Source organism: Arthrobacter sp. CAU 1506 (assembly GCF_005047635.1).
In the GTDB taxonomy this organism is placed as follows: domain Bacteria; phylum Actinomycetota; class Actinomycetes; order Actinomycetales; family Micrococcaceae; genus Crystallibacter.
The window spans coordinates 1-21,656 of sequence record NZ_SUKC01000025.1; the positions used below are offsets into that span (position 1 = coordinate 1).

Below are 21,656 nucleotides of genomic sequence, written 5' to 3' on the forward strand. Positions count from 1 at the left end.
TAGCGTTGGACACGTCGAGGTCTTTCGGATGGGCAGTGTGAGAACTTCCATCATCGGAAGACCTCGACCTCTATCCGGGAACCGACGCGCCAACGCTATCTACACTCTCGATTCCGATGAGCCGGTAAACGAGACTCAAGCCTCCTGACGCGAAGGGGCCCTTGCATCTCTGCTGCATCCCGGCCAAAGACTACAGCAGCAGGGCGAAGCGTGAATTCCGAAATCCCATTGAAGTTCGAAACCTTTTTTATGACGACACACTCATGAAAAGTGGCTGACCCCTGTGTCGAGACGAAGAGTAGATTGCCAGGGACTCCGATACCTTCAGTCCAAGCGTCAACTCTTTCCGAAGGCGCTCCATCGAAAATGTCATAGAGAAACGCAATCTTGAGGACTGGGCCGTAGGTTTCGTCATGGAGCAGGGTTCCATATGCTGCGAACTCCTGGCCAGGGGCCACAAATATGGCGCCAGGTAGAGAGGTTCCTGGCAGGATTTCAGCGAGTTTGCTCATGCAGTCGATCCTAAGCCGATTGAACGATCGCGCCGCTCCCATCAGTCCCAGCAAAGGGTACTGCTCTAAGCGCTGAGAATATCTCAGTGAGGCATATTGATGAGACGAGAGCGGTCCGGGGAATCAGAGGGTAAAGGAGCAAGGTGACCACATGGTCGCCCTGTCTCGGCAAACGGTCCTTTGCTGAGACGGCTAGAGAGCATCCCGATGGGTGGAGTTCGACGCCTCCTAAGGGACTGCCCCGAGTTCAGTTGACTCAGGCGGTTAGTGGTTTCACCGCGGCTTTGAGGGGCGCGTTTATTGTCTCAAACTCGATCGGGGTGAGCACGCTAGCAGAAGCAAGGCAATTGGTAACGCCCTCTGCTTTAATGGCTCGATCAAGGGGCCACCGGAGATCAGCTTGTTCGGTAATTTGCCGTAGACGCGGATAACAGTGCTTGCGTCGCATGAGCAGTGGATGCGGCGACGGCTCCTTGGTACAAAGTCATTGAGCATAGTGCGGGCTGTTTGGTCCGGGCCAGTAGTCTAGGCTTCCATGCTCCAAGGGTGTCAGTTATCCATTAGTGAAGGTCCCAGTCTCCTAAGACTGGGACCTTCACGTCGAAGGGATGGTCACTAAGAGTGTTTCTGTATATCGATGTTCTGTTGGCTCCCGCAGGCGATGTTCAGGATATGGCACCGCTCACGGTTTCCTGGCGCCCTTTTAAACCCGGGGTTTCAGAGGGCAGACCGCCGCCAGGCATTTCGATCTTGAGGAGGTCCCGGCCGACCAGCACCTTGCCTGTGAAGCCGCGGCGTGCCCGGCGGGCCCACTCCTCGTCCTTCACCGCGGTGACATCGGCGGGCACAAGGTGGCTCAGTGCCAGTGTGTGTACTCCGGCGGACTCAGCCACTGCACCCACTCTGTCGACGGAGGTATGGGACTCCTCCAAGTGCTCGGCGATTCCGGGCGCCAGCGCTTGGGAGCGTACCCAGTCGAGCGCGATCACTTCGTGGACCAGGATGTCAGCACCGGAAGCGAGCCGGACGAGGTTTTCGCTGGGTGCCGTATCACCGGAGACGACTACGGATCCGAATGCGGTGTCGAGACGAAACGCGAAGGCAGGAAAAACCGGCGGGTGGACGACAAGCACCGCAGACACACGGACATGCTCATCCTCGAAGATGACGAACGGCTCCATGTCGGGGCACAGGTCCCCGTCTGCAGCAGCTCCAACTGACGGGATCTCGATGTCACGGGGAACGATTCTGGTCCGGATGTCGTGCCAGCCTTCGTCCCTTATTCGGATGTTGAGATCGTAGGCCATGGCCGCCGTTGTGTGCTCGATAAGATCGACCGTCCCGGGCGTCGGGTTCTCCGGGGCGACCGTCGGCACCTGTCTGCCCCCGCGGGCCGGCGGGAGAGCGCCGGCCCTGCCAGGTCCCACGATATGGAGGGGGCGTTTGAGCCCGCCGAGGCCTCCGTGCCGCAGGAACGGCAACTGGTAGAGCTCCGATACGTGGTCGGAGTGCAGATGAGTGACGAACACGCCGCGGACGTCGGCCACGTCGAGTCCCGCGTTGTGCAACTGGGTGAAGCTCCCGTGTCCCATGTCGATGATGTACGTGGCACCTTTTACGGTCAGCGCGGTGCAGATCCCGGACCGTCCGGGCAGCGGAGTTGGTCCGCCGGCTGTGCCGAGGAGGGTGACGAACGCTTCGCTCGGTGCGGAGCGTTCGTCACCCCTTGCCGTGTCAGACCTGGCCGACATGAGTACCTCGCTCTGCGACTTGCGCCGTTGGGGGCACTCTCGGTCCGGAGGCGACCAGTTGGTGAGCATGCCGTTCACCTGAATAACGCTTAGACATGGACTGGTGTGCTCCCTGTCTGGATACGCTCCCGCATCTCCGACGCACGTTCACGCAGATACAGCACAAACGAACCCGAGACATCGACCACGGCGTCATACTCGTCGAGCACGACGATGCTGGTTGTTCCGAGCTCGATGATGGCAGGGCCCTGAATCTCTGCGCCTGGGCCCATGGATGAGCCGGAGTAGATATCGGCTTCGACCATCCTGCGGTGCAGCGGGGACCAGATTTCCCGTCGTCCGAGGTGCGCGTCGAGTGCTGTTCCCCCTTCCCGCTCGGAGGGCTGGGTCGAGCCCTCGACAAGACCGGTCGCCGTGAGGCGGACGTTCAGCACCTCGATGTCTGTGTCCTCGGTGTGGTAGCCGAACTGCTCATTGTGGATCTGGTGGAACTTATCGGCCGCCGCCGCGATGTCCAGGCTGTCCAAGGAACTTTCGTCGAGCGGGACGTTGATTTCGAACCACTGCCCCCTGTATCGCATGTCCAGGGACGGGAGGAAGGAGATCCTGTCCGTGGAGACGCCCTCGTCCATGAGGGTCGTGCGGCCTTGTTCGGCCATGGACGCCCAGATCCCTGTTACCTCGCTCGTTTGCATGCTGCTGAGGTTCCATTGCTGACTCTGGACGTAGTCGTGCCGGAAATCGCACACGAGCATGCCGGCTGCGCAGAAGATCGAGGACTCGCGGGGGACGACGAGCAGGGGGATCTCGAGCTCCCGGGCGATGGCTGCGGCGTGCACCGGGCCGGCACCGCCGGCCACGACGATCGGGAAGTCGCGTGGGTCGAGACCGCGCCGCACAGTGATTTCCCGCACCCCGGCGGCCATCGACACGTTGACCACTTCGTAGATCCCTGCTGCCGCTTCCGTCGGGTCCAAGCCGAGCGGCTCGCCGATCTGCTGGGCGATCGCCTTGCGCGCAGCATCAACATCGAGGGTCATTTCTCCACCGAGGAAGCTTGTCGGGGCAATGTAACCGAGCACGACGTCGGCATCGGTGGTGGTCGGTTGTATTCCACCGCGTCGGTAGGAGATTGGGCCGGGGACTGCACCGGCGCTCTGCGGACCCACGCGGAGCATGCCGCCTTCGTCGACACTTGCGATGCTGCCACCGCCGGCACCGATGGTGTGGATGTCGACCATGGGCAGCGCAATGCGCCAGCGATCAATTGTGCCGTCCGTTTTGACCAGCGGACGTCCGCCGTCAACAATCGCAGCGTCGAAGCTGGTTCCGCCCATGTCGACGGTCAGGCAGCGGTCCCAGCCATGCGGGGCTACCTCCAGCAGACCCGCGGTGGGGGCAGATGCCGGACCCGAGAGCAGCGAGAGAGCGGCACGCGCGGTAAGGCCTTCGGGAGTAGTGACGCCCCCGTTCGATTGCATGATGAGGAGAATTCCCTTGAACGAAACCTCCTCAAGCGTGGCGGTCAGCACACCGATGTAGTCGCGAATGATCGGACCCACGTACGAGTTGAGAACAGAGGTGCTCGTACGATCGTAGTAACGGGCCTGTGCCAACAGTTCAGAGGACCGTGTGATGTAGGCACCGGGGATTTCCTGGGCGAGGATCTGCTCCGCCCGCACCTCGTGCTCTTCGTTCGCGTACGAGTGCATGAAGGAAATGGCGATGCTGGTGATGCCACGCTCGTGGAACAGCTGACCAGCTGCGCGCACTGCGTCCTCGGACAGTGCGGTGACTTCCTCACCGGCGGACGTCACGCGTCCGGGCACCGCAAGAGTGTCCCGCCGCTCTACGATAGGAGTCGGCGGCAGCAGCCGGTTGTCGTATGCCTCCTCGCGCGTCCCGTCACGCAGTGCGAGCACGTCACGGAACCCTTCGGTCGTCAGCAGTCCTGTGCGGTTGCCCCGCCGGGTGAGTAAGGCATTGGTTGCCACCGTCGTCCCGTGGACAATGGTGTCGACGCCGGCAAGGAATTCCTCGATCGCCAGGCCCTGGGTCTCTGCTATTTCCCGGAGCCCCTGCGTCACAGCTCGCGCGGGGTCCGACGGTATCGAACTGGTCTTGTGGACGAGCCGGGATCCGTCGGGATTGATCAGGAGAAAATCGGTAAACGTGCCGCCGACGTCAATTCCAATTCGTGCACCCATTGTCACTTACTTCCTTTCAGGTATGCGCCACTGCGAAATGCAAGAGTCGCCCTCTCGTCAAGTTCCTGTGTACCGGGGGCAACGATCACGCCATAGTCCTCACGCGCCTTCTCGACGGAAAGCAGCCCTGACTGGATCTCGGCGACGACGTCGTCGACGTCGCGCTCCAAAGGGTCCCCGTAACCGGCGCCACCGCCACACCACGACCGGATCACGGTGCCCGGGGGCAAGGACACCATCTCTTTGGACCCCCACTCCTTCGTGCTGCCGTCAGGGAACTCAAGGACCATTCGGCTTAGACTGGCGTCACGTCCGCCGAAGATCCCCCGTCCCGGAAGCGCTCCTTCGGCTTCCAAGCCTTCGCCCATGGAAACGCCGTGTGCACCCACTCCTTCCGTGCGCCAGGCTGATCGTGTTCCGTACCCTCCGCGCCATGTTCCTGCTCCCGCAGAGTCCGGGAGGAGTTCGTGATACTCCATAAAGTGCGGCGATGTGATCTCAAGCATCTCTGGATCTGTAGACCGCATCTGGCCGGCCGTCCCGCTGAACCCGAATGCGTCCCAGCCGTGGGTGCCCTGCATCGCACCGGGACCGTTGCGTTGGAACACCGTAAGGGTGACGTACGGGTCGTCCGTGACAGGGTCCCGCCCATGGAGGGCTGTTGACACGTACTTCCCCCATCCTGCCGTCACCCGGTCAGGCAGCGCGTCCGCCAGCGCGGACATGATGCACTCCATGATCTCGTCGCTCATCTGGTTGCCGAAGATCGTCGCCGCCGGGAACCGAGGATTCAGCAATGAGCCCTCACGGAATACTGTTCGGATCGGAGCGAACAATCCCTCGTTGGTCGGGATGATGACGTCGCCTGCGGCGACGAGCATAAGGAACGCGATCCTCACCGCACCCGCAGCCGACGCGGGGGGCATATTCGTGAATCCGGGTGCCTGGTCATCAGTCTCGGAAAAATCAAAGGAGATTTCCTCCCCTGCAATCGTGATCTCACAGGCGATCCGGTACCGACGGCTTGGGTCGATGCCATCTGAGACCATCTCGCTTTCACCCCGGTAGGTGCCGTCCGGCCACCTCGCGATCTCAGCCCGGACTTGCCTTTCGGAGCTGTCGATGACGTACTGCATGTGTGCGTCGAAGGTGGGCCGTCCGTACCGGTCGAGGAGCGCGCTCAGGTGCCTGCGGCCGATTTCACACGCCCCTACCATCGCCTTGACGTCTTCCATGACGAAACCGAACCGGATGTTCGCGGAGATAAGGTCCCAGACGTCCTTCCGGAGCACACCCCGGTCATAGATCTTCACCGGGGGGATCCGCAGGGACTCCTGCCAGACCTCCCGCGCGGCGGGATTATAGCCGCCGGCGGTCATGCCGCCCGTATCAGCCAGGTGGCCCTTTGCAGCCGCCCATGCGACGAGTTCACCTTCGTGGAAGATCGGGACGTAGATGCCAGTGTCCGCGTTCTGGTTTCCGCCCGTAAAGACGTCGTTGTGCACAATCACGTCGCCGTCGCAGATTTCGTCCCCAAAGTACTCAATGATGTAATCAAGCGGCGGCCGGGCGCCGAACGCGATGATGGCCGCGTATTCGGCCTGCGCGAGCGTGCGGCCGCGGGCATCGAAGAGAACGGTGACCAAGTCTCCGATCTCGTTGAAGATGGGCGATCGTGACGATCTCATGAGGAGCGTCGCCATTTCCTTCGAGATGGCGTCGAGGCGACGCTGAAGGACCGATGCCAGGATCGGGTCTATCGCGTGGTCTGTGGCAGTCATACCGTTCCCTAGATTGTGTGAATCTTGACTTGGTGTCGGAGAGCGACCGACGCCGCCTTTGTCCGAGCTGGGCTTACGCCCCATCAAACATGCCGCAACTCTATGGACACCCGAAGCCGATACGAGCCCAGTCGTCCTGCATTGCAGGACAGGCGGCCGGTTCCACCTGGATGCCCGGCGACTGCGGCTCATCGGGGATCAGATGGCGCTCAAATCTGTCGCGCCGGCTCCCCCTTGGGCGCGACGGCGTGAGTCACGGCTCGGATCGAGGTCACTTTAAGCATTCTTAGGTGACCGTCACCCGGCCCTGAGGAGTTGGACGTCTCCGGAAAGGATCCCGGCGCCCGGGAGACGACTGGCCAAAACGAGGCCGGATTCTTTAACGGTCGCCGCCTGCACGCTGCCCCTTGAACTATGACAGACGATTCATCGGTGCTGGGGGTAGGAAGGGAAAAAACCGAGGCCTTTTGAGGAGGCCTCTGCTGTGCGGCGAACGAGCATTCCGACCTCGTGCGTACGTCGGGTATTCATGTATTGGCGAATGTCGCCGGTGCCCACGGACCCGGTCACGTCGCCGTTGCGGTCGAGTATCGGCGCGCCGACGCTGATGAAGTTGGTCTGGCTGCCCTCGAAGACGACGTAACCGCGCTTGGTGTATGTGTCGGCGGACTCGGTGAGGATACGCGTTGACTCTTCATCGACTCCGGAGGCGTGATGTGCCCGGGCCTCCGGAGGCAACGCCGCGTAGACGGCTAGGCCGCAGGCACTCGTGTGGAGCTGCCAATGCCGACCTGTCCGATTGAGGTTCGGTACGCGTCGACCATTCTGCAGCCGCAGGAGGTACACCACTCCGGTTGATACATACTGAGCGACGTGGACCTCCGAGCGCGTGGACGCCAGGATGGACGAGGCAGGACCGAGCGCGGCATCCACGAGTCCGGTCCGCTCGATGACCTGCCCGCCAAGCTTCGCGAGCATGGCGCCGAGCTGGAAACCATCTCCGCTGCCGAGCTCTAGCAGCCCCTCTTCCGCAAGCGTGTTGCACAGGGCGTGGCAGGTGCTGCGCGGTATCCCGGTTCGGGCACTCAGCTGACGGATGGTCAGGACTCGATGACGGCTATCGAAGGCCTTGAGTATCTCCACGGCCTTCCCCACTGATTGCACCAGTGCGGTCACACACTCACCTCGACAGAACTTGAGGACGAGCGCAATGTGCTCCGTCCGATTCGATCACACTGTGCCCGAGCGCCCTACTAAGGTCAAAACGCTTCACATGTGTTACATGAACGGCAATAAGGTGCTGGCAGCGACGGACCAGCCGCAATTGCCGTTTACGCCACCGCTGCGTTCATTTCCGTCCGGTGCACCGACCGCCGGGCGTCCCATGTGAAAGGGAGGCCCACTGCTCCTGCCGTCGCCTTCTGGCGCCCCTGGACCGGGACGGGAAGCCCTCCCGGCCTTCACGTCCCGGTCCCCCGGATGCGCCCCACATCCATTCACCCTGTCACCTGATTCCGGCCTGAGAGAGAGGGATGCCTGGATCAGGATTTCGAGTCGGAAGTACGCGCCGGCACGGTTTCAGTGAACGAGTACGCCATCTCGAGACCGAAATGGCTCCGGGCCACCAGCCTGGCAGCATTCTCGAAAGTCTCCCGCGCTTGCGGGCGCTGCATCTGGAGGCTAAGGAAGTAGTCCTGGATCGGCTCCCCGACTCGCGTGACCGACGAGCCAGATGAGCGGAACAGCAACTCCCCGGCCTCGTAACTCAGCCTGATCGCCGTGTACACCGTGTTCGCAAGTCGCTGGTAGTCCTCGAGGCTGGGCGGCTCACCGGCCAGCCACCGTTTGCCGAGCTGCATGTGGTTCGCGCCGGCGGAGACGAGGATTCCTTCGGCGGCATCGATCATGGAGAGCGCTTCGCCAAAGGCCAGCTGCCCGTCCTCGTGATGCACGCGGAGCACCTGCGGGGGGTAGATCCGCTTCTTCGACGTAATGAGTTCCTCGAATTCATCGAGCGCCGCCCGTGCTGCCCCGACCTGGGCGCAGGCGATGCTGCCCACGTACGGCACCAAACAGTTGCCGAGGTACATGGGGTTGCCCGTCGACGCTATTCCAGGCGAGCCCTCTGCGAAAGCACTCAGTTGCCAGTCCCAGGGAGCTGTCCGATCGGCCGGCACGAAAACGTCCTCGACCACGACGGTGTTGGACCCGCTGGCATTCAGCGCCATGGTGAGCCCGCCGCCCCAGTCGTCGAGGATCGTGTAGTCCCGCCGCGGGATCAGGGCAACGATGGGAGATTTGACCCCTCCCCGCTCGACCAGGGCAGTCACCATTGCGTGCGTGGAGTACGGCACTCCGGACGAGTAGCCCCATTTCCCGGTTACCCGGTATCCACCCTCGACGGGGACCGCTACCCCGCGCGGAGCACTGGAGTGAGGTGAGATGAAGACCCCGTTGTCTCCGTAAGCCTCCTGCACCACCTCCTCAGAGAAGTGAGCCACCAGGGGGATGTTGTGTGCATGGCTCAGAGCCAGTCCCCAGCCGGCACCCGGATCGGCGCGCGAGATCTCAATCATCACCTTGAAGTTGACGTCGAGGCCAAACTCGTACCCGCCGTACCTGCGCGGCTGCAGGATGCGGTAGAAACCGGCCTGCGAGAACGCTTCGTGCAGGTCCGACGAGTATGTCCCCCGCGCAGCGGAATCCGATCGTGCCGCCTGGATATCGGGCCGCAGCGCAGCCGCCCGCTCCACCAACTCCCGGGCCGTAATGGGCTGGTCGGGGGCAGCCAGTGCTGACGCGTACAACGAACTCTGTGTCATTTTTCGACCTCTCTGTTTACAAGAACATGATGAACCGAAGGTTCAGATGCTGTGTGCGGATTACTGCAGGCGTGTCCGCCGGGGAAAATTGCGTGACGTAGGACGGTTGGACGACCGGGCGCAGCCATGACGGCTCTCAGTGCACCTTTAGTGTCGGTCGTTCGATGCTCCATACCGGCCCCGGTTCTCCCCATTCACTCCGTCCGAGGCGCGAGAGGGGGGCGAGCCGCTTGAAAGCGGGATGATGGCGGTCGCCCTCACTCTCGATCACCTCGTCCTTGACCGAGACATGGATAACGTCGCCTAGTACGATCCATGAGTCGCCCACGTCGATGATCCGGTTGAGCCTGCATTCGATCGCTGAAGGGGCCTCTTTTACTCGGGGCGGCCGCACCCGTACCGAGGGCTCACGAGTGACTCCCACGGCGTCGAACTCACTGACCTGTCGGGGGAAGTTGGAGCTTGACTGGTTGATCTGCGTGGCGAGGTCCACCGGGGAGGCGTTGACGACGAACTCGCCGGTCTCGCGGACGTTCTTCAGCGTGTCGTTATCGCCAACTGAGGTGAACTGAACGACCGGCGGGGTCCGACTGGAAACGGTGAAGAACGAGTGCGGAGCGAGGTTGTCCACCCCATCGGCTGATGTGCTTGAGATCCACGCGATTGGCCGGGGAACGACAAGCGCGGTTAACAGGTGGTAGGCAGTCCTGGGGTCCACCGCACCTTGACCGGTCATGGGAAAGTTGTGACGCATTCCTACTCCTCCTTTATCCTGGTTGACCTGCGAGGTCCCGCGCAGCCTGCACTAGGCGACGCGGTGTCGGGAACAAGGCCCGCAATGCGTCCAGGGTCATGCCGGCAGAGAGCGCGCACATGAGCTCCATCCGCGCTTGGAGCGGTCTTTTATCGCCGGCGAACAGAGCCCCTGTGTCCGCGAGATGGAAATCTCCTCCGGCACCGGCATAGCCGAGACCGGTAGCACCGGATCCACATCGCGATGCCATGAGCACGGGCACTCCGTTGGTGATGAGGGCCTCGATGTCCGCCATCCATGCCGACGGCACGTGCCCCAACCCTGTACCCGCGATGACCACCCCGTCACAGTCCTGGGCCAGCTTTGCCAAGGTGGCCCCGTTGGCGCAGGAGTACGTCCATAGGAGCGGGACGTTCGGGGCACGGCGTGCATCCACGGCCAGGTGGGACGTCGGGCAGGGTGGAGTGTTGAAGCGCGGGCCCTCCGCGCCGACGTGTCCGAGGCTCTTGCCGTTCGGGGAACCGAACGCGTCCACTGCCGACGTGTGCATCTTCGTGGCATCCGCTGCCGGAAGGAGTGTTCCGTTCATGCAAACCATGACCCCCCGCCCTCGAGCCTCCTCGTCGCCGGCCACGATGACCGCGTCATGGAGGTTGCGCATACCGTCAAAGCCCGGCAGCGACTGGTTCCGCATCGCGCCCGTCATAACAATGGGCTTCTCCGAGGCCACGACGAGTGAAAGGAAACAGGCAACCTCTTCGAGCACGTCGGTGCCATGGGTGACGACGACGCCCGCCACTTCAGGTTTTTTCAGCTCCTCCTGAAGGAAAGCGGCAAGCTCGCACAGCAGACCCCACTGCAGGTCCCAGCCGAGCGGGTAATGCGCGGCGAAGTCAGTGGCCCGCACGTCGAGGCCGGGAACGGGGGACAGCTCGGCCAAAAGGTCGGCTGCTCCACTGGCCACCTCCGCCATGCCCGGAACCCGTTCGCGTGAGGCGATCGTCCCGCCGGTGCCGACAATAACAACTGTGCGGCGTGACGGGATACTGCCCGTGGAGACCGGGATGGTCATCATGCGGGCCTAGGCCTTGGCGATCTCAAGGTGGCGGGTGGTGATGGTTTCCAGGCGCCCGAGCAGTTCCTGGCGCCGGATCTCGAACTGTGACGGCAGCTGGAACGCCTTGCCCAGCTCCTCCGGGGACTCGTCACACGTCCAGCCCCCCTCGGGGTGTGTGACGGCGAGTTCGAAGAGCGCCCCGCTGGGGGTCCGCACGTAGAAGGACTTGAAGTACTTACGGTCCTTCAGCTCCGAGATGTCGGTGTAGCCGGCACCCTCGATGTCGAATTTGATCTTGCTTTGATTATCGAGGTTGCCCAGGTTCCACGCATAGTGGTGGATCGTACCGGCGGCGTAGGTCCAGGTCCCCTGGTCCGCCTTGCGGTTGCCGATAATCTCGATCGAGCTTCCGGGGCCGTCGTTGCTGCCCACCTTGAATGCGACGCGGTCGCCGTCCTCGATCAGCTTGTCTTGCTTGAGGAAGGAGTCCTCCGTAAACTCCACCATGCTCTCCGGGGCGTAGGCGTGGATGCCGACCCCGTAGACGCCGTGAATGGCGTACTCCAGCGGGACCCCACCCTCGGTCCAGCCGACCCGGGGGTCGTCGGCGACCTCGACCATCACGTACTCAACGCCCGACGGGTGGTCGAACAGGAGCCTGCGGGAGTCAAGGATTTCGACATCGAGCGCCGTGATGCCGTAAGACTCCAGTCGCCGGTGCCAGTAGTCCAGCGAGCCGACCGGCACCGCCAACTGGACCTCCCGCGCCTGGTTGGTGCCGCGCCGTCCGATAACGCCCGCCTGCTTGAACGGAAACGTCGTAATGATCGAGCTGGGATCACCGTTGGCGTTCGAATAATACAGGTGGTACACGGGGACGACGCCGTCGAAAAGGACCGTGCGCTTGATGAGGCGCAGGCCCAAGGCCCCCATATGGAAATCCACGTCCTCCTGTGCACCGTTCACACAGAGAGTGATGTGGTGCCCGCCATTAATGAAAGTCACGAGATGCTCCTTGCTTCAGATGCCACACGCGGCGTGGCTATGTAGTGACGTTGTATAACCGCCCGGTTCTACCGGGCCCGGTGACAGGCTGTCTGCCTGCGACTCAGCGCGGGGTTCGGTTCTGCGAATACCACGTCGACCGGATCACCTCGGACACTATGCACCCGGAGGTAGGCGCAAGTCCGCTCCGTCCCGCATGGCTGGACGCCTTCGCTTCTGGCCGCAGCTGTCCAGTGGTCATCAAACCGTCCTCGCGCGCTAACTCATAGGTGTCGACAGGCCCTTGTGCCTGACCAGCACCGGGATCGCTTGGAGCGAGGATCGCGCTTTCGGTCGGCTGGCTGCTGCTTCTAAGCCCCCCAAGTCTTCCCCGGCGATGTCGCGCCCTTCTGCACGGGTGGGCTGCGGCTGAACTGGTTCAGCAAGTTGCCTAACGGCCAGGCACCGGAGGAGGTGTCCCGTGCTACAGGACAGTCCGGTGTGGGTGGTCTCACAGTACGTGCAATGCTCCTCCGTATGATCAACGGAGCTTCTCTACAGGTGCGTGAACCTGCCACTTCCGTGGCTCCCGTGAACGCAATCCGGCGGGTGCCGACGTGGGCTCTCCAATGGAGCGCAGCAGCGGGGACCTTAGCCATCGTCGAGGTCTTGAGTCGAAGCGGCGTCCTCACGGAGCACATCCCGCCCCCAACCGCCGTCATCGGCGCGTTGGCCGACGCAGTCTCCAACCTCGCGGTTTGGTCCCGGATTGCCGACACAATGATGAGCTGGGCAGGGGGCCTTCTGATCGCAATAACCGTCGGAGTTCCCACCGGGATGCTCATCGGATCCAGCCAAAGAGTTTACGGCAGCCTGCGCCTAGTCATCGAGTTCCTACGCCCTATCCCTCCAATCGCGGTACTTCCACTCGCGGTCCTGCTCTACGGCAGCGGAATACAGATGAAGATCTATCTCGTCGCGTTCTCAGCCTTCTGGATTGTTCTCTTCCAGACGCTCTATGGTGTCCGCGACGTCGACCCAGTTGCGCGGGACACGGTACGGGCCTACGGCTTGAAACGAAGTGATCAGTTTCGACGTGTCGTGCTGCCCTCGGCAGCGTTTTATATAGCCACCGGCCTACGTTTGGCCGCAGCGGTCGGGCTGATTGTCACCATCGCCACTGAGCTCATCGTCGGTTCGTCCGGGATTGGGTATGCCATCAACCAGGAACGCTTCGCGGGCAACGCCGCTGCCATGTACGCACTCGTCGTCATCGCCGGTCTCATTGGAGTGGCGGTCGGCGCCGGCCTGCGAGTCCTAGAGCGCCGCGTCTTGCACTGGCACTCTGCACATAGGAAAGGAGAAAACTCATGAACCGTCTGCGTTCCCTCGCGATTGGGCTGCCGATCCCCGTCATCCTGCTGGGTTTGTGGTGGGTGCTGTCATCGAACAGTTCCTCGCCATACTGGCCGCCTCTGAGTGTAATAGCTCAAACTTTCGGCGAGACATGGTTCTCCGAACGGTTCGAGACCGATCTCCTTCCGAGTCTGGGCCGCTTTGCCGCAGGTTTCGCGATCGCCGTCCTGGCCGGCGTCGGGATGGGCCTGGCCTGCGGCCTTATGCCCACCGTTCGACGTACCGTCGATCCATTCATTGACTTCATGCGTTCCCTGCCGCAGCCCGCGCTCATCCCCATCCTCATTATCCTGCTGGGAATCGACACAACGATGAAGATTTTTATTATCGCTCTGAGTTCGCTCTGGCCGATACTGCTCAACACTATCGACGGTATTCGTGCCGTCGAGCCGGAGAAGGCGGCGTTCGCCAAGATCTATGGCCTGAGCAGCGGACAGTGGCTGACGAAGGTAGTTCTTCCCGCTGCGAGCCCGCAGATATTTGTCGGTGCGAGGCTGGCGCTCGCCATCGCTCTGATCATGATGGTGGTGTCGGAGATGGTTGCATCCAGCGATGGCCTTGGATATTTCATCTTGATCTCTCAGCAAACCTTTGCGATCCCAGAGATGTGGTCAGGAATCGCGATGCTGGGGATCATCGGTTATCTAGTCAACGTCCTTTTCGTGGCGATGGAGAACCGATTTCTGGCCTGGCACCGCGGGTGGCGAGCAGCGTCTCTCGGAGCGCCCGCGCCGATGCCGGCGCCTCGCCGGCGAGTAGCAATACCGGTGCGCCGCCGCACGTCTACGGAGCCACCGAGCTTCGTCCAGCCGTCCACGCCAACGAATGGGGCAAACTAATGCTTGAAGTACAGCACCTGTCCAAGACCTACGGCAGCGGCGAGGCAGCCGTCCGTGTCGTCGACGACCTCACGTTCACCGTCAAAGAGGGTGAGTTCGTGTGCATCGTCGGTCCGTCCGGCTGCGGCAAGACTACGTTGCTCAAGATGATCTCTGGGCTCATGCCCGCGACATCGGGAGAGGCTTCGTTCGACGGGGAGCTCATCGCCGGCGTGCCCGAAACCCTAGCTCTCGTCTTCCAGGAATACACGAGGTCCCTTCTGCCCTGGCTGACCGTCTCCGAGAACATCGCCCTCCCCATCAAGAAAAAGCACAAGAGGGAAGACTGTGAGCGCCTAACTCGCGAAGCGCTACACGCCGTCGGTCTCGACAGCTTCAGCGACCACTACCCGTGGCAGCTCTCTGGGGGGATGCAGCAGCGCGTGGCGATCGCCCGCGCCTTGGCTTACCATCCGAAAGTGCTCCTCATGGATGAGCCGTTTGCGTCGGTTGACGCTCAAACCCGCTCCGACCTTGAGGATCTGATGCTGGGGCTCCGCGCACAGTTCGGCATCACTGTGGTACTCGTGACACACGACATCGATGAATCCGTATACCTCGCCGACCGCGTGGTAGTGCTCGGGCCCTCGCCCACGCGGGTCGTTGAGATTGTGGACATTAACCTGCCTCAGCCGCGGGACCAGATCACTACAAAAGAGCTCCACGAGTTCGCGAACCTGCGCGGCCATGTCATGAGACTGATCAAACAGCGGGTCGACAGCCGAAACGGTGCCGCCACGCTGAGCTAGCAGGACGCAAATGACCCATGATTTTCACCACCGACTTCCTTGGGACACATGTCCCCACAGGTTGTTGTCACCTTTGCCACCACACCTACCGGATTGGAATCAGGAACAATGCAACGACGCATTTTCGTAGCGGCTGCCGCCCTTGCCATCACTTCCCTCGTCGCCGGATGCGCCACCGAAGCAACCGGCACCGCTGACGGTGCGGACGGCACCACCACCGTCACCGTAGGCCTGCTGCCAATCGTCCCCACCGCCGGGTTCCGTCTCGGCGTCGAGAAGGGTTTCTTCAAGGACGAAGGCCTCGACATCAAAATTGCGGAAGCACAGTCGGGTGCTGCCGTAATGGCCTCGGTCGTCAGCGGCGAGTACGACGTTGGTTTCGCCGCAGTCGTCCCTCAGATCCAAGCAGTGGAGCAGGGCTTGCCAATCAAGGTGATCGGCACGGCATCGAGCGTGTCGAACAACGCGGGTTTGTTTGTGGCCCCTGACAGCCCGATCAAGTCGCCCGCCGATCTCAAGGGCGCAAGGATCGGTGTCGTTGCCCTTAAATCGATCGATGAGGTGACTATACGAGGTGCGGCCGATCATCTGGGGGTGGACTCGTCGACATTCCAGTTCGTGTCGGTGCCGTTCCCGGAGATGCTCCCGGCCCTCGAAGCCGGACGGGTTGACGCGGTTGAGCTCCCCGAGCCGTTCTATACAGCCGCGCTCAGCAAGGGCCATCGAGAGATCATCCAGGAGCCCATGGGGGTCTTCCTTGGCGACGGGGCGACAAACTCATCCTTCTTCACGAGCGACTCGCACATCGCGAAAAAGAAGAACGTCGTCGACTCTTTCATCCGCGCCCTCGAGCGGTCCAACGAGTACGCGACGAAGAACCCGCAGGAGGTCGCTAAGACCGTGTCAGCATACACATCCATCTCCTCGGACACCGCGGAAAAGATGGTCCCGACGGTGTTCGGAACGACCGTGACCACCGAGTCCTACGAGGCCTTAGGGGAACTCATGGTCCGATACGGCATTTTGAGCGCGGACCCCAACCTCTCGAACCTCATCTATGAGGATGCCAGCCAAGGAGGCAGCTGACGTGGAAACTGGTCTGCTCGGGCCGCGATTGCAAGGGAAGTCCGCGATCGTCACCGGAGCGTCGACGCTCATCGGTACCGCCGTCTGTGAGCGCTTGGTAGCCGAGGGGGCTGCTGTGACCCTGGCCGATGTTGACGAGTCCGGCGCCGACGCCGCCGACCGCCTTGGAGCGGCCGCCCTCTTCGTTTCCACAGACGTCACGGACGAGCGGGCCGTGCAGGAGTGCGTCGATCGCGCGGTACGCCACGGCGGCGGGGTGAATGTGCTGGTGAACATCGCGTCTACGTATATCGACGGAGGACTCGCGGCAAAGAAGGAGGACTGGCTCACGAGCTATTCCGTCAATGTCGTCGGGGGCGTACTAATGCTCGCGGCAGTTGTCCCTCACATGCGGGAGCGCGGGGGCGGCGCCGTCGTCAACTTCTCCAGCGTCAGTGCGGAACGGGCGCAGCGCGGCCGCTGGCTCTATTCGGCCACGAAGGCTGCGGTCCGGCAGGTGACGCGCAGTGCCGCCATGGACCTGGCTCCTGACGGAATCCGCGTGAACTCTGTATCACCAGGGTGGATCTGGTCGCGCCCGATTGCGGCACGGGCAGCGCAGGATCGCGGAGTCGCGAACACTGTCGCCGCCCCCCTGACGTTGTCGCGTCGCATCGGTTCACCCGAGGAGGTTGCCGCGGCGGTGGCGTTCCTCTGCTCCGACGATGCGGCTTACATCAACGGGACTGACCTCGCTATCGACGGCGGTTACTTGGCCATGGGGCCCGAGCGAGCCGACGAACCGTGGAGCCTGACCGAACTAGAAACTGATGATAAAGGAGATCAATGATGCGACGGGTAGCCATTGTAGGTGCGGGACAGTCAGGGTTGTTTCTTGGCGTCGGACTGCTCGATGCGGGATTTTCGGTCACCCTTTTCTCCAACCGTGAGGGGGCGCAGATTGCCAATGGTCGGGTGATGTCGAGTCAGTGCATGTTCCACCCGACCCTCGAGTTGGAGCGACGGCACGGGCTTGAGCTCTGGGAGGAGAAAGCTCCTCCGATCAACGGCCTCGCTTACCGCTGGGCAACAGCGGAGGCCCAGATCCACACCGAGTTCGAAGTGTCACGGGCACGCCCTGCGCTGTCGATCGACCAGCGGGTCAAGGTCCCCGCGTGGATGGACGTATTCGTAGAGCGCGGCGGCGACCTGCGAATCGAGGATGTCTCCCCCGCCATGTTGGAGGACATCAGCGAAGAGTACGAACTCGTTGTCGTGGCGGCGGGCAAGGGGGACATCGCTGGATTGTTCCCGACAGACGAGGAGCACTCCGAATACACCCGGCCCCAACGGGCGCTCTCGCTGGCCTACCTCAGCGGCGTCGAGCCGCGCCCCGCGTTTGGCGCCAATGACTACAACGTCGTGGACGGCGTGGGAGAAATGTTCCTCTTGCCCGCCCTGACTACGACAGGGCCGTGTGAGATCCTAACGATCGAAGGTATCATCGGCGGACCGATGGACTGCTGGGATGGTGTGCGTGACCCGGCTGAACACCTCGCCCTGACGAAGGATCTTGCGCGTCGGTACTTCCCGTGGATCTATGACCGGATCAGGAATGCGGAACTGACCGACTCGCTAGGCACCCTCGCCGGCAAGGTCACCCCGCGTGTCAGGAAGCCCGTGGCGCACCTGGCGAACGGCCGACACGCGCTAGGAATGGCCGACGTCGTCGTCGTGAACGACCCCATCACGGGGCAGGGCTCGAACAACGCCGCCCGCTGCGCGGAATCTTACCTCGAGTCGATTCTGCAGCATGGAGAAACAAGCTTCACGAGCGACTGGATGCAAGCGACGTTCAACCGCTACTGGGACTTCGCGCGCTGGGGCACTACATGGACGAACTCCATGCTTCGGCCCTATCCCGAACATCTAGGACGCCTGCTTAAGGCCGCCGCCCACGACCCGGAGCTTGCCCTCCAGATCGCAAACGGATTCAGCAACCCACCGTCGCTTTTTCCTTGGTGGGACGACCCTCAAACGGCCGACGCCGTGCTCACGGAAGCCGTCGGTTCCGGCAAGTAACCAGGCTTGGTTCAGCAAAAAAGATAAGGACAAGAAAATGACTACCACAGCAGTGGACTCCAAGGAATTTCGGAACGTCATCGGCCACTTCATGAGCGGCGTGACAATCATTTCAACGCACTTTGACGGTGTCGACTACGGGATGACCGCCAGCTCCGTGTGCTCACTCTCCTTGGAGCCGCCCATGGTCGTGGTCTGCCTCAACAGGCAGATACCTACGCAGACGGCCGTCTCGAACGCGGGCGTCTTCGCGGTCAACATCCTCAGCGAGAAGCAAGGTTGGCTCGCGGAACGATTCGGCAGCCGTCGCGACGACAAGTTCGACGCGGTTGAGGTCGTCAGGGGAAACTCAAACGTCCCGGTACTCGCCGGGAGCCTCGCCCACCTGCGTTGCCGGGTAGTTGAGAAGGTGGAGGCAGGGACGCACACCGTCTTCATGGCTGAGGTGACCGAGGCATTCAGCGACGACGGTCGCCCGCTGGCATACTACCGCGGCGCCTTCGGCCGGTTCGAACTGCAACAGAACGCCGAAGCCTACGCCGTACTGCGCCGTGCCGTGCTCGATCGATCCTACGACGTCGACACCCCTCTCGACCCGCTGCGGCTGGTCGACGATCTAGGTCTGCCGATCGAAGCGGTGCACGATGCGCTGACCAGGCTTGTCGCCGACGGCCTCGTTCAGCGACAGTCGTTCGGCTATGTCCAGCAGCCATACGACATCGAACGCACCCAGAACTCTTTCGAGGTCAAGCGGATCATCGACTTGGCAGCTGCTGACCTGACGGTGGGCCGGGTTACGCCGGAGCAAATCGACGAGCTCCAACGGTTGTGTGATGAAATCGCCCTCCAGATAAATGGCGACGAGATCCTCGATATCGACCAGTACCAAGACGCCAGCGCGGCGTTCCAAGAGTACCTCGTCGGACTTACAGGCAACGACATGCTCATCGACACCGTTCGGCGGCTCAGCATCCCCAGCATCCTCACCCATGTCCCGGGTCTCCGCGACACGACGCCAGCTCATATGGGGCGCAACCGTCAAGAACTGGTGGAGGCTTACCGGGCGGCCGACCTTGAACGTGTCAAGGTCATTCTGAACCGCCAGTCCGATCTGGTGACGTCAGAGTGGGCCCTCGTCATTGAGGCGTTGGGCGGCAAGCTATAGCCCTCGACAACCATCGCTATCGTTGCCGCACTTATGGCACGGGTTCGATATTCACAGCAGGCGACAGCAGAGGCCCGAAAACGTTGGGTCAAGGCCTTCGGCTGTGCCCAGCCCGAAAGGCTGCCGCCCTAGTGGAACTTCGCTGGGGACCGCAAACCTTCCATACGGCAGGCCGTATGGAAGACCGTACAGGGCAGGAGACCTACGGGGCCCACCCTCGTGCGCCAGCGACGCGAATCCATCTTTGCATCCCTTGAAAGGAAACTGCGATGGTAACCCTTATCCGCAAGATCGTCACCGTAGCGCTCGGCCTGCCTACGGACTCAGCCAGCTTCAATAGCGGGCCCGACGCTGATCCGCAATTCCACAGTGAGCAGCTCATCTCCTTCCCTTGGGAAGGCTGGTGGAGGGAGGATGCTCGTCCATGGACTGAATAGGCGATATGGGCATCGGTTATCGTTCAGCGAAATATGGCCCCTATGCAATCGCAAGCCGCCCCTGATCCCCGAAGGTCGCGACGGCGGCGTGACTTTACTGCCACTAGCCATGGATTCGTAAGTCTCGCCATCGGTGATTTACTTCAGATCATCGGCTAGTCCACCTGTTTTCTGGAGACCGAACTCGTCCATGACTAAAGGCACTCGCGCCCTAAAGCTCAACCGTGATTTGAGCTCAAGCTACACAACACTTTTTATGTCCTGCTTTCTTCCACCTCAGGCCTCCGCTCCGGCGTGAGACGTTTCTACTATGGAGTAGATCCATGACCCAGCTCGCCGACCCCAAGCCCCTCCAGACACAGCGGTACTCCTCCAAAGACCCCTCGACGTGGTCCTACGAGAAGCGCCGCCGCTACGGCTGGTCAATTACCTTGTCACTCCTGGTCCTCATGATGCTCAGCTGGGCCGACAAGGCCGTCCTGGGCCTGGCCGCCGTGCCGATCATGAGAGACCTCAACATCACGCCTGAGGCGTTCGGGCTCGTCAGCAGTGCCATGTTCTTGACCTTCGGTCTGGCGCAGCTCTTCGCCGCTCCTTTGGCCAACAAGGTTCAGAGCCGCTGGATCCTGCTCGTCCTTTGCCTCCTGTGGTCTATCGCGCAGGTGCCGGTCATCGTCTTCGCCTCGCTGCCGGCGCTCTTGGCCAGCCGCCTGCTCCTCGGTGCCGGGGAGGGCCCGCTCGCACCGGTCATGGTGCACGGAATCTACAAGTGGTTCCCTGAGAAGAAGGGCGCCACACCGGCGGCGCTAGCCTCCACTGGCGTTACGCTCGGCATCGTCGCGTTCGCCCCCGTTCTTGCCTGGGTTATCGGCACTTACAGCTGGCGCACGGCGTTCGTCCTACTCGCTGTGATCGGGCTCGTCTTCGCAATCTACTGGTTAATCGTCGGAAAGGAGGGCCCGTACACGAGCCGCGCCGCAGAACTCAAGCTCGATGGCGGCGAGGCCGCAATCGCGGCTGCCACTGAGCCGTCAAAGGTCGCCACTGTGGTCGAAAGCCGCGTCCCCTACCTGCGAACAATCCTTTCGCCGAGCTGGATATTCGCTGTCCTGACCTCGTTTTTCGGCTACTGGACCTTTACCCTGGCCATGTCATGGGGCCCGGCATACTTCCAGAACGTCCTCGGACTCACGGGCCAGCAGGCCGGCAGCCTCATCGCTCTCCCCGCAGCCTGGGGCGCCATCGCTACCGTGAGCCTGAGCGCTCTTAGCCAGCGGCTCCATCTCCGCGGCGTTCCCACCCGCAAATCGCGCGCCTGGGTCCTGGGCGGCGGCGCCGTCTTCAGCGGAGCCGCCCTGACTGCCGCAACTATTGTCCCCGACCCGATGCTCACCGTAGGGCTCATGGTATTCGGATTCGGAACCGCCCCGGCCCTCTTCGCACTCACCTTTCTGGTGGTCGCGGAGCTGTCTCCCGTCGTTCAGCGCGGCGCCAACCTTTCAATCTCCAACGCCGTCCTCACAGCCGGCGGTGTCTTCGCCCCCGCCATCTCCGGACTCCTCATCGGCGGGGCCACGACACCAGCGGACGGTTACGCCGCATCCTTCACTCTCGCCGGCGGACTCCTGTTTGCCTTCGGGATCTTGTCCCTGCTCTTCGTCAACCAGCAGCGGGACCGCCGACGTCTCGGCCTCGATCCCCTGCCGGTGCCTGCAGCCTGACCCAAGAACAGGCGGGGCCCGCGACGTCACGCTCGGGCCCCGCCTGCAGCGGAACTATGATGGGCCTTGGCTTTTGCTGCGGGCAAGCAACCCGCTGTATGGGGAACCCGACCGCTCCCAGGCCCGGCGATAAAAACAGCCATATGCCATCACGCCGATAACAGCGCATATGTAGCTTCCTAGTAGAGGACTCATATGAACCGCCCGGGTGCCCGCAACGCCGGTCCACCCGCACAGGGATACTGCCGGATTGGCAGGAGCGAGGCTGAAGCCGG

Annotated in this window: 16 protein-coding genes; 8 read left to right on the forward strand and 8 right to left on the reverse strand. The window is 62.2% G+C overall.

What is annotated here, in order from left to right; all coding sequences use genetic code 11:
- Positions 1 to 1,177 precede the first annotated feature (1,177 nt).
- The 8 genes from E4J89_RS18625 to E4J89_RS18660 form a co-directional block, all read right to left on the reverse strand.
- Positions 1,178 to 2,263 carry an MBL fold metallo-hydrolase gene (locus E4J89_RS18625; RefSeq protein ID WP_136787709.1) on the reverse strand — a complete coding sequence of 362 codons (1,086 nt, stop codon included), beginning with the start codon at positions 2,261 to 2,263 and terminating at the stop codon, positions 1,178 to 1,180.
- Between the two features lie 89 nt (positions 2,264 to 2,352).
- A complete protein-coding gene (locus E4J89_RS18630; RefSeq protein WP_136787710.1) occupies positions 2,353 to 4,470 on the reverse strand; it encodes a hydantoinase/oxoprolinase family protein in 2,118 nt (705 codons plus the stop codon).
- 2 nt (positions 4,471 to 4,472) lie between these two features.
- Entirely contained in the window at positions 4,473 to 6,251 is a 1,779-nt protein-coding gene (locus E4J89_RS18635) for a hydantoinase B/oxoprolinase family protein (protein ID WP_136787711.1), read from the reverse strand.
- Between the two features lie 426 nt (positions 6,252 to 6,677).
- Positions 6,678 to 7,427 carry a helix-turn-helix domain-containing protein gene (locus E4J89_RS18640; RefSeq protein ID WP_136787712.1) on the reverse strand — a complete coding sequence of 250 codons (750 nt, stop codon included), beginning with the start codon at positions 7,425 to 7,427 and terminating at the stop codon, positions 6,678 to 6,680.
- A gap of 365 nt (positions 7,428 to 7,792) precedes the next feature.
- Positions 7,793 to 9,073, reverse strand: coding sequence for an acyl-CoA dehydrogenase family protein (locus E4J89_RS18645; RefSeq protein WP_136787713.1), 1,281 nt, complete (start codon positions 9,071 to 9,073; stop codon positions 7,793 to 7,795).
- 136 nt (positions 9,074 to 9,209) lie between these two features.
- On the reverse strand, positions 9,210 to 9,827 hold the full coding sequence (locus E4J89_RS18650; protein WP_136787714.1) for a flavin reductase family protein: 618 nt from the start codon (positions 9,825 to 9,827) through the stop codon (positions 9,210 to 9,212).
- 13 nt (positions 9,828 to 9,840) lie between these two features.
- Positions 9,841 to 10,902: an asparaginase gene (locus E4J89_RS18655; RefSeq protein ID WP_136787715.1), complete on the reverse strand. Its 1,062-nt coding sequence runs from the start codon at positions 10,900 to 10,902 to the stop codon at positions 9,841 to 9,843.
- 6 nt (positions 10,903 to 10,908) lie between these two features.
- Entirely contained in the window at positions 10,909 to 11,889 is a 981-nt protein-coding gene (locus E4J89_RS18660; protein ID WP_136787716.1) for a VOC family protein, read from the reverse strand.
- 516 nt (positions 11,890 to 12,405) lie between these two features.
- Here E4J89_RS18660 and E4J89_RS18665 point away from each other — a divergent pair.
- The 8 genes from E4J89_RS18665 to E4J89_RS18700 all read left to right on the forward strand — a co-directional run bounded on the left by E4J89_RS18665 (position 12,406) and on the right by E4J89_RS18700 (position 21,381).
- Entirely contained in the window at positions 12,406 to 13,242 is an 837-nt protein-coding gene (locus tag E4J89_RS18665; RefSeq protein WP_169304069.1) for an ABC transporter permease, read from the forward strand.
- Positions 13,239 to 14,123, forward strand: a complete 885-nt coding sequence (locus E4J89_RS18670; RefSeq protein ID WP_169304070.1) for an ABC transporter permease — start codon at positions 13,239 to 13,241, stop codon at positions 14,121 to 14,123. The genes E4J89_RS18665 and E4J89_RS18670 overlap by 4 nt, the downstream gene beginning before the upstream one ends.
- Positions 14,123 to 14,911, forward strand: coding sequence for an ABC transporter ATP-binding protein (locus tag E4J89_RS18675; protein ID WP_169304071.1), 789 nt, complete (start codon positions 14,123 to 14,125; stop codon positions 14,909 to 14,911). The genes E4J89_RS18670 and E4J89_RS18675 overlap by 1 nt, the downstream gene beginning before the upstream one ends.
- A 108-nt stretch (positions 14,912 to 15,019) precedes the next feature.
- Positions 15,020 to 15,997: an ABC transporter substrate-binding protein gene (locus E4J89_RS18680; RefSeq protein ID WP_169304072.1), complete on the forward strand. Its 978-nt coding sequence runs from the start codon at positions 15,020 to 15,022 to the stop codon at positions 15,995 to 15,997.
- Position 15,998: 1 nt separating this feature from the next.
- Positions 15,999 to 16,826: an SDR family oxidoreductase gene (locus E4J89_RS18685; RefSeq protein ID WP_205754541.1), complete on the forward strand. Its 828-nt coding sequence runs from the start codon at positions 15,999 to 16,001 to the stop codon at positions 16,824 to 16,826.
- Entirely contained in the window at positions 16,823 to 18,058 is a 1,236-nt protein-coding gene (locus tag E4J89_RS18690) for a styrene monooxygenase/indole monooxygenase family protein (protein ID WP_205754542.1), read from the forward strand. Before E4J89_RS18685 ends, E4J89_RS18690 begins: the two co-directional genes overlap by 4 nt.
- Before the next feature lie 37 nt (positions 18,059 to 18,095).
- Complete coding sequence (locus tag E4J89_RS19500) at positions 18,096 to 19,223, forward strand: flavin reductase (RefSeq protein ID WP_169304073.1); 1,128 nt, start codon at positions 18,096 to 18,098, stop codon at positions 19,221 to 19,223.
- A 760-nt stretch (positions 19,224 to 19,983) separates the two neighbouring features.
- Positions 19,984 to 21,381, forward strand: a complete 1,398-nt coding sequence (locus E4J89_RS18700) for an MFS transporter (protein WP_136787720.1) — start codon at positions 19,984 to 19,986, stop codon at positions 21,379 to 21,381.
- Positions 21,382 to 21,656: the final 275 nt, after the last annotated feature.